Origin of the sequence: Bradyrhizobium sp. 76 (assembly GCF_023073025.1) — a bacterium.
In the GTDB taxonomy this organism is placed as follows: Bacteria; Pseudomonadota; Alphaproteobacteria; order Rhizobiales; family Xanthobacteraceae; genus Bradyrhizobium.
In genome coordinates this window covers 1-14245 of sequence record NZ_JADPIS010000106.1, presented here as the reverse complement: position 1 = coordinate 14245, position 14245 = coordinate 1, and the positions used below count along the sequence as shown (strand labels likewise).

Sequence of the window (14245 nt, the reverse complement as noted above, 5' to 3'; positions counted from 1 at the left end):
TTTCGAAACCGCCGCCGCCAATCGTAGATCTGCCAGCGCGTCGCTCCGTGCTTGCGCGCCACCTCGGACACCTGGGCACCGGGTAACAGACTCTCGGCGACGATCCGAGCTCTCTCGGCTTCCGAACGTACGCGGCGCCCCGATGGTCCTTCAAGAACCTCCAGCCGGCTCACCGACCCCCTCGTTGAGCCGTCCAAATGGACGTCCTTTTTGCTGTCCAATCCCATCCCAAACCTCCGTCCAAGCCGGAGGCTTCTTTCGCACGTTCATTCGAATTCTGAAGCAAGGGTATCGGCTTCGCGCTTACCTTCGGTCAGGCGGCGAGCCACGTCTCCCCATTCCTGGGCGGCTGGGCAGGCCAAGGCCATGGCGATCTTGATGCGGCGGACGCTGATGCGCACCAGTGCGCCGATCTTGAGGAGCTTGAGGCGGATGGTGCCGCAGGTGGCGTCGGCAAAGGCGGTGTCGGCGACCAATGCGCCGCAACGCGCAGATCAGCACATAGGCCATCGCGGCGAACCACAGCCGCAGTTGGTTGGCGCGCATGGTCGCCGCCGACGTCGCGATGGCGCGGGGTACGTTCGGTACCAACTTCCAAGAATCGATATCAGATTGGAGAATTGTTGGCTTGGAGCCGCCACTCAGGAGCGACAGCGTTAGGCCATAATGTCCTTCGAGGCATCATCGAAGCAAGTGGCCTAGGTGATCATGCGCAATACGCTGCGTGTCTCCTTGCGAATCAGATCGGCCGCCTTTTCCGCGATCATGATCGTCGGTGCATTGGTGTTGCCGCCAACAATAGTTGGCATTACCGAGGCATCGACTACGCGTAACGCCTCAAAGCCGCGCACGCGAAGTTCTGGATCGACGACTGCTGTATTGTCACTGCCCATACGACAGGTGCCGACCGGGTGTTTGGCGCTCGTGACAGTAGTGCGTATCCAGTCGCAGACTTCGTCCTCGTGGCGGACGTCGGGACCAGGTGCGATCTCGTCGCTTATATACGGAGCGAGAGCGGGCTGAGCGGCGAGCTTGCGTACCTGCGACACCGATGCGATCAACGTCGTGAGATCAGCCGGTGCCGATAAGTAGCCATGCCTGATCCTGGGTGGTGCGCACGGATCAATAGAGGCTAGCGAGACCGTGCCGCGGCTCTCCGGCCTCAGCAAGGATACGCCGATCGTAAAGCCTTCCCGATCAAGGCGTCGGCGACGGAATCCGGGCCATCTCAGCGCACTTTGTCCCATGCCTAGAATGAGATACCATTGAAGATCCGGCACAGCGAGGTCTGGACGTGTACGGGTGAAGGCACCAGCTTCGGCCGGAAAGCTGGTACCGGGTCCCGAACGCAATAAGAGGGCTTGGGCCATCATCAAGGCCGCGCGGTCGGCACGCAGCAAACCGTGCATTGTGAGTGGCTGGGTGCAGCCAAACAACAGGCTAAGCGAAGGATGATTCTGAAGATTACGACCGACTTCAGGCAGGTTGGCAATCGGGGTGATTCCCAAGTCCGCAAGCGCGCGCGCGTCGCCTATGCCGGAAAGAAGCAGCAGAGACGGCGAATGGGTCGCTCCCGCACTGAGGACGACCTCGGCGTCCGCCATCACTCGGACGTTCCGACCGGATCGGCGATACTCTATGCCAACCGCCCGTCGTCCTTCAAAGAGCACACGTGTCGCCCTCGCCCGTGTGACCACATGAAGATTGGATCGCTGGCGAGCGGCATCGAGATAAGCGCGAGCGGTCGACCAGCGACGCCCCCTGTGAATCGTGAAATCGTAGCGCCCGAATCCTTCCTGTGATTCGCCGTTGAAATCATCACATTCTGCGAACCCTCCTTCGACTCCAGCGCGGACGAAGGCCGAATACATCGGGTTCGACGAGGCGGCTTCGCGGACGCGCAGTGGACCATGCTGATTATGGAGCGCACCATTCCTGGATGCGTGACCTTCCGCCTTTAGGAAATAGGGCAAGACGTCGGCGTAGCTCCAACCAGGATTTCCCAGATTGCACCAATGGTCATAGTCTGAACGATGGCCCCTTACATAAATCATGCCGTTGATCGATGACGACCCGCCGATGACCCGCCCACTAGTCCAGCTCTGGCGCCGCCCAGCCACGGCGGAGTCTGGTTCCGTCAATACCATCCAGCTATGCAGACCATTGCGCAGCAACTTGCCGGTGCCCATCGGGATCTGAATCAAAGGATTCCAATCAGAACCGCCTGCCTCCAGAAGCAGCACTCTATTTGTCAGATCTTCCGACAGCCTGGATGCCAGTACACACCCGGCAGAGCCGGCCCCCACAATGATGTATGTGAAGCGTTCCTCAGTCACACTAATACTCTTTCCATGCTGCACGATCGAATCGAGCGCGGGGTGATCCATGACAGATTTTCACTGGCGACTTTCGGTTTCAAGACCACCTCTGCATATTCGCGGAATGTGCCGCCTAGCGATTTCCGACATAGGCCAGCAAGTCTCGTTCCATCGTCGTGTGCGCCTCAATGCACCCGCCCTACGCACGAGAGCTACGTCGTTGCCCACGCGCCCATGCTTCTGTAACATTCTACGCAAGGCTTCGAGGGCTCGCGCATAATCCCGCACGCACTTCTAGAATGTGGAGCCAGCAGCATCAGCGCGGTTTGCTAATCCGACACGTATGCGCGATCGAGGCCTGCTTGGACAGCGTCTAGAGTGACCGTCGTTCCCGGATACCGCAATTCCGGCGGCGTATTTACGCGCTGCCGGTTCAGTCCATGAACTTGCAAATGCAATACCATCCTAAGGGGCCCATCCTCATTTGCAGCTAGGTACGACGTCGCTAGCCTTCGTAAGCTCGGCAAGCGTCTCCCAGTTAGGAAGCCCATATCTAACAGCATACAGCTCCTTCCAGATGCCGCTACTGCGCAAGAGGTCCAGCTGTTTGTTGAATTCATCACGGAAATGCACATCCTCTTTGCGAAAAACCACACCAAACCCTTCCACTGGCCCCTGCTCGTCGACGATTATCTGGAGGCCCTTCTGCTCCGGATTCGGGATGGCAAATTGGCCCATTAGGACCGCATCCGCCCGACCACCGATCACTGTCGCGGCTCCAGCCTGGACGTCGGTAACACGCACCAGCTGTTCCGACTTGACGCCTCGCTTAAGCGCGCTTGCTTCAGAGAGTGTGCCAGTAACTACCGCGAGCTTGGTGTTAGAATTTTCGATAATCCTTTCAAGTCCCCTCAACTTCTTTGGATTTCCTGACAAAGTATAGAGCGCATACCGGTATGCGTAGATCGGCGCCGAAAATGCTACAACGTTACATCGCGCTTCGGTAATCGTTAGCCCTCCCACGAAATCGAATTGATTAGCCGTCAGTCCGGGAATCATCGCGGCCCATGCCACGAAGATCGGCGTGAGCGTTGGAAGACCCATGCCCTCGAGTGCCAAGTTGATTACGTCGACGACATTTCCAGTCGCCGTTTTCCCATCCGGCGACAACGCAATGTAAGGGGGAGAAGAGGCCAGAGCTACTTTAACTTCACCGGCCTTTCGGATCGAAGCAGATAGAGGATCCTCAGCGTACGCAAGCGTCGGAAGCGAATAGCTGGCCAATATGAGCAGCAGGATGCGCAAAGAACGCATTCGTGTTGTATGCACGCCACTTTTCCCTTCAAAATCCGTTGTTACGACTGATCAAATGCGATCATCTAGATTGCAGCAAGCGCGTTCGAGCGCTCCTATTCCGAAGCTGAGCCGAGGGGAACGCCGACTCCTCTATTTCGTGCATTGACGATCGCGCGTGCACTCAGCGCGACATCAAGAGAACCAAGCCCCACGAGAACGAGGTGGATCCTTTTCGAGACGTCAGGAAGCCGCAATTTCCCAGACGTCAATTTGCCGATATCGCCTACGATTCGATTCCAGCCGACCCCGCCCTCACGGAAATCTCCGCGTCGCATTTTGACCCCATCAATATCGTCGGCTACAATCCATGATTGAGTAATAAGCTCCATATCCACCTCTCGATGGGAGCCTACCGAGCAAACAATGGCACTATCCTTGAGCCATTGAGCGCACACAACATCGGTATCTCCTGGGACCCCGGTGGCAGTGAATACGACATCGGCGTCTTTCACCGCGCCCTGAACATCGGAAGTCGCGCAGAGGGTCACGCCGCCGCGAACAAACTCGGTTGCAGATTCGCAAGCGTGATGCGCGCTTGTTGCATTCAGCGATGACACCGTGACACGATGCACCGGCTGAGTTGCGACTAAGAATTTGACTAATGCCCTGCCGATGGCACCAGCACCAATCACAGTCGCATTGGAGATTGGATGCCTGCCACAGGCCGCTACAGCAGCAACGGCCATAGCAGCGGTTCGCTGAGAAGTCAGCCACTTGCCGTCCAAGATGCCTTGAAGCCTCCCTGTTACTGCGTCGGAAACGAGAATCGTCGCCTGTATCCGCTCCAGATTTCGCGAGGCGTTATTCGGCGAGACGACAAACCACTTCGTACCTGCAACAGAACTGGAGAGAACGCACGCAGAAACGTTCCCCATATGGAGATGTTCGCCATCGATATCGACTCTGAATCCTGATTTCACACCCCTGATGAGCTCGGGGTTACTCGACTCTCGCAGCGTCCGGCTTACGGCGTCAAAAATCTCCTCATCAGTCAGGCACTGCTGGACGACCCCGGAGTTTAGATACAGCGGGATCGCCGGTGTAATGACGCTTTTATCGGCTCCCATGGATTCCTACTCTTCACATTGGTATGCGCTAAAAGCACTGCACAAGAGCGCGCTAATGTTCGTTGGTAGTCTCGTGCGATGATCAGCGAGCATGGATTGACAGCGTGGTGTGACTCATTCGAAAGTTGTCAAATGTGAGTTGATTGGGTCGATACATTGTGGGCGACAAGGGCCGAAGAAGCCAATACCAAATTCGAGCTGATCAAGACCGGATTGGAATTGATGCAGCACCTGGCGGGCTTCCTCCCATTAGCGTTAAAATAGGATTTGCGCGTTGGATTCACTTGTGATTCCAAATTGGGATGGCACACGAATCGCTTGTGAACGAAGACTGGGCGGGTGTTGTCGTCCAGCTTGGTGGGGCGGAGGCCCTCAACGTTAGCGCGCGCGAGACGAAGGCGTTTGTTCGTCCGCGGGGGATCAGGAATGCGGTCGATTTGCTGCGCCTGATCCTGGCGTATTGTCTCGGCGAGCGAGGTCTGCGGTTGACAGCGGCATGGGCAACGTCGGTTGGCCTTGTCGATATCTCCAACGTGGCCTTGCTGTGTCGCTTGCGTCACTGCGGAGATTGGCTGACGCAACTGATAGGCCAAACGCTGGCGAGCGGCGCGCCGCAGGCGAGCCATGGCCGCCTGATCCGTATTGTTGACGCCACGACGGTGCCCAAGGCCGGGACGGGCGGCAGGAACAAGAACGCAGTGTGGCGTGTCCACAGCGCGCTCGATCTTCCGCAGGAGCGCTTTGGCAAGCACCGTAAGTAGTTCGCGCCGCTTCGGCGGACGAAAGCCCAATTCTGCATTGCCCTCCCGCGTCGAGATGTTCCGCGAGCACGCCGGCTCAGATGACGCAGATCGATGGATCTGTGGGTATGCGCGTCCAACAGGCAATAACAATTTGCATCTGATCGGCCGATTTGTGAATGGAGCCGGCATTGCTGGGCTCCAGCTTGGGGCGAGTCACCCACCGAACTCGCTCTTCGCAGTGTTCCGCGCTGCTAGTGTCAACGAGATGCCCGCTCCTCTAGTTGCAGCTTGGAGCAAGGTCACCCGCCTTGGTCAACTTCGCGAGCTCGTCCCAGTCCGTAAGCCCATACTTGCCGGTGTACAGTTCCTTCATTACACCGTTGCTACGTAGTTTGTTGAGATGCTCATTGAACTCGTCCCGGGAATGCATATCCTGCTTTCGAAACGCCACACCAATTCCTTTAACTGGCAATTCTTTATCGAGAACAACGTCAAGGCCACTCTGTTTCGGATTGGCGACACTGAGTTGGCCGACTTGGAACGCGTCTGCCCGACCGCTAGTGACCGTCGCAGCGCCAGCTTGAACGTCAGGGACGTGCACGATCCGCTCCGACTTGACTCCGCGCGCCTTTGCAAACACCTCCTGAGATGACCCTGTAACTACTGCCAACTTGATCTCTGGATTTTGTGCCATTTGCGAGATGCTCGTCACATGCTTCGGATTTCCGGACCGAACAAAAAATACGTCATGGCTGACGAAATAAGGGGCTGAAATTGCGAGAGCTTTGCACGCTAATTCGGTAATTGACGCGATGCCCATGGCGTCGAGTTGGCGCGCTTGGAGGGCCGGGACATGCGCGTCCCAAGCCGTGAGCACCGGCGTGAGCGGCGGCAGACCCCAATCTTTCAACACAAGATCCAGTAAGTCAACAGCATAGCCGGTCGCCTTTCCATCCGGCGATGTTGATACGAGGGGTGTCGCCGCACCCAGTGCTACCTTGACTTGACCAGCTTCTTTGATGGAGGCGAGCAGGGAATCTTGGCTTTGCGCAAGCGCCGCGAATGAAGAGGCCGCAGTTGTAAACAGCATCACCAGCAGCTTTCGTGTGGTCGAACCCATACGGATCTCCTTTGACTACAGCAAACCAGCTGCTTGAGACGGCTTCTAATTTTGGCAATGGCCATCGAGGGTGACCAATACCAATTTGGATCTGACCAAGACCAGAATGGAATTAATCAGCTTCTGCCTCGGTTTATTCCCTGGAGGCCCCCCGCGGCTATTTGCTGCGCGCTCTTGGTGATCTCCGCCTCCGCGCTTCGGGGCGACCGCAGCGGATACGGGCTTCTCGCCTGAATCAGCAACGGCTTTGCATTCTACTTGACCTAGCGCGCCGTCTCAGATCTCTGAGGATCTTCAAATCCTCTTTGGTGTCGCGGACAGTTGCAGTCGTGCTTGAGCGTTGAGCGAGGAGAATTCCGGCGTGGGGGACAGGATTTCGGTGCCCGGTATCGATACGGGAGCGCCGTGGAGTATCCAATCCGTTACAATTTTCCCTATAACGGGCGCAAGCTGAATGCCGTAGCCTCCGGCACCGGGGGCGGTGATCAGGTTCGGTTCGGATGGATCGATGGCGCCGACGAAGGGCCGATGGTCCGCGGTGACTGGATAAAAGCCTGCGCAACCTCGACCGAGACGAGCGCCAGGCAGTTCCGGAACACGCTCAAGAAGCAGCTCCGCCAGCTTGACTTTCGATTCCTCCTCGCATTGGTCGCTGTAGTTGTCGGGATCCTCCGGAACAGGCGAGCTGACCTTGTGGATTTCAGCAATCAGTTCGTTTCGCTTCTTATGACGAAGTTGAGACCAGCGCCCTCCCCGTTCACCAGATCCATCACCCTCGGCATCTTATAGTCGAGCGGCTCATCGAGGTGAATCGCCACCGCCTCGTGGCGCTCTGGACAGATGTGCAGCGTCTGTCCGAAAATCTCGGCAACTGAGGGGGGCCCACGCGCCTGACGACAAAGTCGCAGTCGATCTCGCCCTTGCTGGTATCCAGTCTATAATCGCCGTTCCGTCGTGTTACGCCGACAAGTTGACAGAACTGAAAGATGTTTCCGCGGCGCATGCGCACCTTCTCGGCCAGGAAGGTGCACATCTCATGACGATCAAGAAACCCATCGTCGGGTCCGAACCGTCCTCCTTCGAGCCCATCGGGATTGAGATGAGGAACGAGCTGTTGCAGCTCGCGTGACCTGAAGCCAGCCTCCTCCTGTATCTTCACCGATCGTGCGAGCAGCTCCATCTGTTCGGCAGTGCGGGCGAGGCATAGATAGCCTATATGGTTGAACCCCAGTCCGAGACGTTCTCAGTCGCGCCGCACCGAATGGATACGCAGCAGAATATCGAACGCGTCGGTAAGCTGCGTTCCCACTACGCCGACCGAGCGGCCGTTTGAACCCGAAGCTATGGATTGAGCCTCAAGAACCGTCACACGAACTCCATGCTCCGCCAGGCTGAATGCTGAGCACATTCCAAGCGTACCCGCCCCGATCACGAGGGCATGAGGAGAATCTGTCATTTGTTATCCATTGTATTTTTGGGTCATCCGGGGGGCACGTCCGCCACGCCGGATTGAGCGATAGGTCCCTGGTCGGAATTTCCTGCAATTTCGCCCAACGTCTCGTTGATGGCGTCGACAATCGCGCGCGCGTCGTTCTTGGTCATCGCAGTCGAGAGCGCGAATAGACCGTAGCTCGCCGACAGGACGCCACGATCGAGGAGACCCTTGTGGAAGGCGTCCAGTTTCCTTCGTTCGGCCGGCCCCCCATAAACCGAGCGATAGTCGGTGACGGGCAGAGTTGTGAAATGAACTTTGAACAGCGAATCCAGCCCGACGCACTGGCCGGAGAGCCTATGCAGGCCCAGCTAGCGTGTGATGCACTCGCGCAGCAGGTTGCCCAGACGGCCGAGATGGGCGAAGCTCTCCGGTGTCAGAGCCCGTATGGCGGCGCGACCGGCGCGCATCGTCACTGGGTTGGCGCCGAAGGTCCCACCGTGCGGAAGTGCCGGCCTGCCGCGGGTCGAATCGAACACAGCCATGGTTTCAGCCCGTCCACCTACCGCGCCGAAAGCCGCCGCCGATGATTTTTCCGAGCACTGTCAGATCGGGCGAAATTCCCCACAGCCCCTGTGCCCCGGAATGACCGAGGCGGAACGAGATCACCTCGTCGAAGATGACCAGGGCGTCGGCGGCGTGCGTGATCTCGATCATCACGTCGAGATAGTCCTTACGCGCTGCAATCAATCCGGCGCGGTTCGGCATCGGATCGATCAGCCGCCGGCGATGGTGTCACCATACACGGAGAAGAGTGCGCGCAACGTCTCGACGTCTTTAAAGGGAAACGCGATAACGTCGTCCAGCACGCCACGGGGCGTGCCGCGCGCACAGGGGATGGAAGCGGGCATGTCACCCCAGTTAGTGGGCGAGCTGTCGAGGCGGACTTCGGTAAAGTCGTATGATCCGTGATACGCACCCTCGATCTTGACGATCTTTGGTCGTTCGGTGAAGGCGCGGGCAGCCTTGATCGCGATCATCACACCCTCTGTACCCGAATCGGTAAAGCGGATCTGTTCGACCGACGGCAGGCGCTCTACCGGCAATTCCGCCAGTTCGATCTCGCTTTCCGTCGGGGCGCCGAACGCGGTGCCATGTGGCATTTGGTCGATCACGGCCGGCGTCACGTCCGGGTGGCCATAGTCATGGATTATGGCGGTGAAGTTATTGATGCAGTCGTACTAGGCGTTACCGTCCACGTCCTAGACCCGGCGGCCCTCGCCGCGTGCGGCATAGTTGGGAAAGGATCGATGAAAGACCGTCGTGCGGGTGTTTCCGCCGCGCATGACCTTGCGGGCGCGCTCGAACAGGCGGCGGGATGTAGGCATGGCCTAGGGAAATTGCGGCATGATCTCGGAAGGCAGATGAAGGGATAGGAACCGAGGGCCGCGGAGCGGTCGCGGCCGTTCAACCATCAGTTCGTCATGATCGTGTGGCTTTGCTCGCGCATGTACTGCGGGAGAAACCATGCGCCGAGGCCACCCTTGCCGCTGCCCCGCGCCTTCCAGCCGCAGAAGGGCTGGGCGCCCGGCCATGCCCCGGTCGTCGCGCCGCTGGCTCGGTTGGCATAGAGAACACCTGCTTCTGCGGTGTTGGGGAAGTACTGCAACTCATTCTGGTCGCGGGTGAAGATACCTGCCGACAGCCTGTATGCGATGTCACATATACCGGCCTCATGAATGTCTCGGCCCGTCGCGGATCGCCCACGACAAGCCTGGACGAAAAGTTCACGAGCTTGCCGATGAACTCCTGCTTGACCACGTTGTCGACGTAAACGACCGAGCAGGCGGAGCATTTCTGCCCCCTGCAATCCGAAGGCCGATCGCGCCACCCCTGGCGCGGCGCGCTCCAGATCCGCGTTTCGCGTGACATAGGCGGGGTTCTTGCCGCCCAACGCGGAGCGCCTTGCCAGCGCAACACAGTGATCGGACCTGGGAGACGCGCCAGTGCGGTCGAACTGCAGATCCCCAAGCTGCGCAAGGGAAGCACTTTTGTTCCTGGATCCGCGTCGGATGGCCGAGAAGGCACTGATCGCGGTGATCCAGGGAAGCCTATGTGCTGCAGGCCCGTGTACCATCTCAACGGAGAACTGCCGCATCGGCCGGCTATCGAGCCCGTCATCGGTGACATGAAGAAGACCGCGGGCCACCTCTGCCGCTGCCATCTCAAAGGCCAGGGCGACGCCGCAACCAAACAGCTCATGCGTCGGCTACAATCTAGCTCCCGTCGTGGCCCGACTGAGTCTCTACTGCGCCTAATCCTACTCGCGCCATCGCGGCAATTCCACCCCTGCCGACAACCACCTCGGGCTAATGGCCGAATAAGAGACGCCCGGTCACAGCTTTTGGCGCAGCCAGCTACAGCAGAAGCACATTCGGGGGCATCTGACCGGCGCAGCCAAGCGGTCGAGATCGAGCCCGTTCTAGTTTGCTCGTCGTTGCGACTATTCGCGGAGCATCCTGCCAAGTGCCAACATTTGCGGTATGGAGATCGGATCGCTGCCCCGGCGCCACGCCGGGTGCGACGCGAAGCGCGCGACCACCATGTCCGCCTTCGGCGCGACATACAGGCTCTGGCCGTACGCGCCCCGAGCTTCGAACGCCCCCAACTCGTTGTGCGTCGCCCACCACATGCTACGATATGAGTAACCCGGTTTTGGCATGTTGGAACACTTAGCCGGATCGACGCCCTTTTTGATGTCATGTACCGCGGATGCGGGAATCACCTGCTTTCCGTTCCATTCGCCTTCCTGTCGCATCAGTTCGCCAAAACGCGCGAGATCGCGCAGCGAAACTGACAAGCCGCCCGCGGCGGAGGGCATGCCAACAGGGTCAATTTCGATATAGCCGTCTTCCTCGCATCCAAGCGGAGCCCAGAGACGCTCATGCAATAGATGAGCTAAGGAACGACCGGTCGCGCGAGCTGTCACCCAAGCCATAACGTCCGCGTTCGGGGACTTATAGACGAAACCCTCCCCATGAGCGCCTTCCTTACGCACCGCGCGCAGATAGTCGCACAAAGTTGTTGGTCCCACGTAGCCCGCCGGCTTCGGCCGCCGGCCGCAGGCAATAACATACGCCTTGACGCTCGGGCCGTCATAGACATCCTCCGAGTACGCGAGACTCGTTTGCATATCCATCACCTGGCGCAGCGTGGCATCTTCCCAGGCGGTGCCTCGTAGCTCAGGCAGGTAGTGCGGTATCGTCTTTGCATCATCCAGCACGCCTTCCTGCACAAACGCCGCGGTGAGAGTGCTCGCGTACGACTTAGTGACGGAAAAACATGCATGTGGAATGTGAGGCTCGAGCGCGCCGAAGTACCTCTCGTATACGATGCGCCCGCGATGCAGCACGACAATGCCGTCGGTATAGGTGTCAAGCAACGCCTCATCGAAGCAGCGGCTGCGGCTGTCCATGTCATAGAAAGAGAGCGCGTCAATATCGGCGGCCTTGTCGTTGTAATCGAGTTTACACGGCCCACTCCTCCCGCGCCAAACGCTGACAGTCGGCACAAGCTCGCGTTTGTGCAAAAATGACCAGCGGAGCTGCGGGAAATTGCGGAAGCTCTCGCTCTCGAAAGTAATGCACTTGTCTGCAGCGGGTGGCGCACCGCGCATCCAGCCGAGCTTACAGGGATCGGATGCGCGGCCGTCGGGATAGCGCCTTCCGTCGAATTCGAGCGTGCCGTCGAGGGATTCTTCGCCTTCACGTGTTGCGCCGACTGCACGCACTTGGGGTTCTGTCATAAGCTCGGTCCTCTTCGGTGCCTTAAGTCGTCTACAGTTACTGGCTCACTGCCGTCGGGACCAATATCAACTCCGGAGGAATTGATACCAAGTTGGAATTGACATATCGAACCTTCGACTTATCGGTGAGTGCAGCACACGATTCTTCCTGCACGGCCTTGTAGGACTCGAAGTAGATTGCAATGCGGGCGCGGTGCATAGATCCGCAAGGACTCTTTGTCACCAACAACGGCCGACCGGCGGCCAGTTCGTGCTCAAAGCCAAGGTGCTGCGCCGGGCAAATACTATGACGGCCGACGACAGCGCAGAGAAGCTCACCGGTTGGCGATCGAGCGCGCCTATGTCGACAAGGCTAATGCGGCTACGCCACGGCCAATCCGCCTCGCATCTTCACTTTTGAGCAGTAAGTGCGGCGTCTTCGGCACCATATCCGACGACTGCGTGACCAGACCCGCGGACCGGCGGTCCACCTTACTTCCCAATATCAGGAGTTTAATTGCTACAACCATTTTTCCATATTGATCGCGCCCGGCGAACTCCCCCGGCTCAAGCAGATTATGACCGGAGCAGAATGCATCCTTCGCCTCCGCTGAGGTTTCGAGAAGCTGCAACCGGACTGCGTCATCACGCTCGGCTAAGCGGTTCGCGCCGGTTTGTACCCTGCTTGCTCAGCATCCCATGCGTTCTGGAGGTCTACCTGGATTTCGCCTTTCTTGATGCGCTGGGTCGGCCCACGCGGAAACTCAGTGACGAACTGAATGAATCGTGGCACCTGATAATATGCGAGACGCTCGCCGCAGAACTTAGCGATCTCGAGGGGGTTCGGTTCAAAGCCCTCGCGCTGTTTGATAACCGCGAGAATGTCCTGGTCCCCCAACGGGGACGCGACTCCTATCACCGCTGATTCTTCAACGCCGGGCGCCGTGTTGAGAACGCGTTCGACTTCCCAAGCTGAGACATTTTCGCCGCGACGCCGCAGCGCATCCTTCTTGCGTCCCTTGAAATAGTAGTTTCCGTCCTGGTCGACCATTCCGGTATCGCCAGTGTAGACGCAGCCGTCGGCGCGCAGCACTTGTGCGGTTTTCTCCGGCTCGCCAAAGTAGCCGCTCATCGTAACACCCGCGATCTTCGGCTTCAGCACGATTTCTCCGACCACCCCCGGGCCCACGCGCTTGCCTTCGTCGTCATTTATCCAGCTCTCGAACTCCTCCACGGGAGTGCCGACAGAGCCGACAACGCCGTGCAAGTTCATGTGAGTAAAATTCTGCCCTTCGGTGAGTCCGTATCCTTCGCGTACTCTGAGCTCAAAGCGCTCTTCCAGTTTGCGCCAGCTCTCCGCGGGACAACCTCCTCCCCATGCAATCGAGATCCCGTTATTTCGCTCGTTTTCGACCACCGGATGAGACAGCATGATGTTCACCAACCCGCCCAAATAGTGCAGTTTGGTTGCGCGGGCCTCGGCGATCTGGTCCCAAAGCCGTGACGCACTGAAGCGCTCCACCATGTGGATGCTCAGGCCTTTGTGCAGCGCCATCATCACTGTCATCCACGCAGCGATGTGGTAGAAAGGTTCCCATAGGAAAAAGGTATCGTCGCGATGAGCCTCGGAGAGGATCGCCGTATTTTTTGCTCCTACCCAATACCAGCACTCCGATAGAACCCCTCCCTTCGGCGCGCCAGTTGTTCCAGACGTGTAGCTAATCGCGACGGCATCATCGAGAGATCGCGGTGCCGCAGTTCGCAAAGGGCGGCTGGTGCGCAGAAGCCCGTTCAGGTCGAACTCTCCGTCCTGCTGGTTACCATCTTCAAGCCAAACCACTTGAGGCCTTTGAGGTACGAGAGCCAAGGCTTGCCGCACCGAGCCCGCGTACGCGCGATTAGCGACTAATAGACGAGGCGTGCAGCTGTTAAGTTGCAGTTCCACTCCCGCGGTCTTCAGGTGAATACTGAAAGGCACAGCCATCGCGCCCATCCAGGATGCGGCGAGAAACAGCTGAATATGCTCGATCGACGAGCCCAACATGTAGCCGACGCGATCCCCCGGCTTGACCCCGGCCTCTGCGAGAGCGCCGGCCATTGTCCGGACGCCGTCAAGCAGTTGGCTGAAGGTCATTCGCTGCCCTCGAAACGAACAAAAGATGCGCGAGCCACTGTCTTCGGCCCGGGCTCGGAGGAGTTCGGAAATCGTTTGCATAGGATGTTTAGGTCTCAATGGTTCAGGACGGAGTGCAGGAATGAACGCGTGCGCTCGGATTGGGGATTCTTGAAGATCTGGTCGGGCGGGCCCTGCTCAATAATGCGCCCTCCGTCGAAGACCACTATGCGGTCGGAGACCTCCCGTGCGAAACGCATTTCGTGCGTGACGATCAGCAATGTGACCTTCATCTCGTTCGCAACACCTCGA

The 14245-nt window shown here is 58.5% G+C and carries 12 protein-coding genes and 3 pseudogenes; 1 reads left to right on the top strand and 14 read right to left on the bottom strand.

Translation table 11 applies throughout. The features are described from left to right. The 5 genes and pseudogenes from IVB48_RS29715 to IVB48_RS29695 all read right to left on the bottom strand — a co-directional run. The coding region (locus tag IVB48_RS29715) for a transposase (protein ID WP_247405675.1) at positions 1–227 on the bottom strand (227 nt) is incomplete at its 3' end. 39 nt (positions 228–266) lie between these two features. Beyond that, positions 267–561: pseudogene (locus IVB48_RS29710) on the bottom strand (transposase); the annotation flags it as partial. Positions 562–698: 137 nt separating this feature from the next. Further along, on the bottom strand, positions 699–2387 hold the full coding sequence (locus tag IVB48_RS29705; protein WP_247405671.1) for a choline dehydrogenase: 1689 nt from the start codon (positions 2385–2387) through the stop codon (positions 699–701). Between the two features lie 411 nt (positions 2388–2798). Beyond that, positions 2799–3623 (bottom strand): transporter substrate-binding domain-containing protein, encoded by an 825-nt coding sequence (locus IVB48_RS29700; RefSeq protein ID WP_247405668.1) that lies wholly within the window; start codon positions 3621–3623, stop codon positions 2799–2801. Positions 3624–3727: 104 nt separating this feature from the next. Further along, entirely contained in the window at positions 3728–4741 is a 1014-nt protein-coding gene (locus tag IVB48_RS29695) for an NAD(P)-binding domain-containing protein (protein WP_247405665.1), read from the bottom strand. 320 nt (positions 4742–5061) lie between these two features. Here IVB48_RS29695 and IVB48_RS29690 point away from each other — a divergent pair, with 320 nt between their 5' ends. Continuing rightward, entirely contained in the window at positions 5062–5502 is a 441-nt protein-coding gene (locus IVB48_RS29690; protein WP_247405662.1) for a hypothetical protein, read from the top strand. A gap of 259 nt (positions 5503–5761) precedes the next feature. Here IVB48_RS29690 and IVB48_RS29685 read toward each other — a convergent pair whose 3' ends face one another. The 9 genes and pseudogenes from IVB48_RS29685 to IVB48_RS29645 form a co-directional block, all read right to left on the bottom strand. Beyond that, positions 5762–6604 (bottom strand): transporter substrate-binding domain-containing protein, encoded by an 843-nt coding sequence (locus IVB48_RS29685; protein ID WP_247405658.1) that lies wholly within the window; start codon positions 6602–6604, stop codon positions 5762–5764. Positions 6605–7373: 769 nt separating this feature from the next. Next, positions 7374–8060 (bottom strand): annotated as a pseudogene (locus IVB48_RS29680) (FAD-dependent oxidoreductase). A gap of 347 nt (positions 8061–8407) precedes the next feature. Further along, on the bottom strand, positions 8408–8581 hold the full coding sequence (locus IVB48_RS29675; RefSeq protein ID WP_247405655.1) for a hypothetical protein: 174 nt from the start codon (positions 8579–8581) through the stop codon (positions 8408–8410). A gap of 4 nt (positions 8582–8585) precedes the next feature. Beyond that, complete coding sequence (locus IVB48_RS29670; protein WP_247405652.1) at positions 8586–8804, bottom strand: aminotransferase class III-fold pyridoxal phosphate-dependent enzyme; 219 nt, start codon at positions 8802–8804, stop codon at positions 8586–8588. Between the two features lie 8 nt (positions 8805–8812). Beyond that, positions 8813–9268 (bottom strand): aminotransferase class III-fold pyridoxal phosphate-dependent enzyme, encoded by a 456-nt coding sequence (locus IVB48_RS29665; RefSeq protein ID WP_346659019.1) that lies wholly within the window; start codon positions 9266–9268, stop codon positions 8813–8815. Between the two features lie 242 nt (positions 9269–9510). Further along, positions 9511–10260 (bottom strand): aldehyde dehydrogenase family protein, encoded by a 750-nt coding sequence (locus IVB48_RS29660; RefSeq protein ID WP_247405646.1) that lies wholly within the window; start codon positions 10258–10260, stop codon positions 9511–9513. Positions 10261–10539: 279 nt separating this feature from the next. Continuing rightward, positions 10540–11841: a serine hydrolase gene (locus tag IVB48_RS29655; protein WP_247405641.1), complete on the bottom strand. Its 1302-nt coding sequence runs from the start codon at positions 11839–11841 to the stop codon at positions 10540–10542. A gap of 634 nt (positions 11842–12475) precedes the next feature. Then, positions 12476–14035 carry an AMP-binding protein gene (locus tag IVB48_RS29650; protein ID WP_256468926.1) on the bottom strand — a complete coding sequence of 520 codons (1560 nt, stop codon included), beginning with the start codon at positions 14033–14035 and terminating at the stop codon, positions 12476–12478. A gap of 14 nt (positions 14036–14049) precedes the next feature. After that, positions 14050–14245 (bottom strand): annotated as a pseudogene (locus tag IVB48_RS29645) (ectoine/hydroxyectoine ABC transporter ATP-binding protein EhuA); the annotation flags it as partial.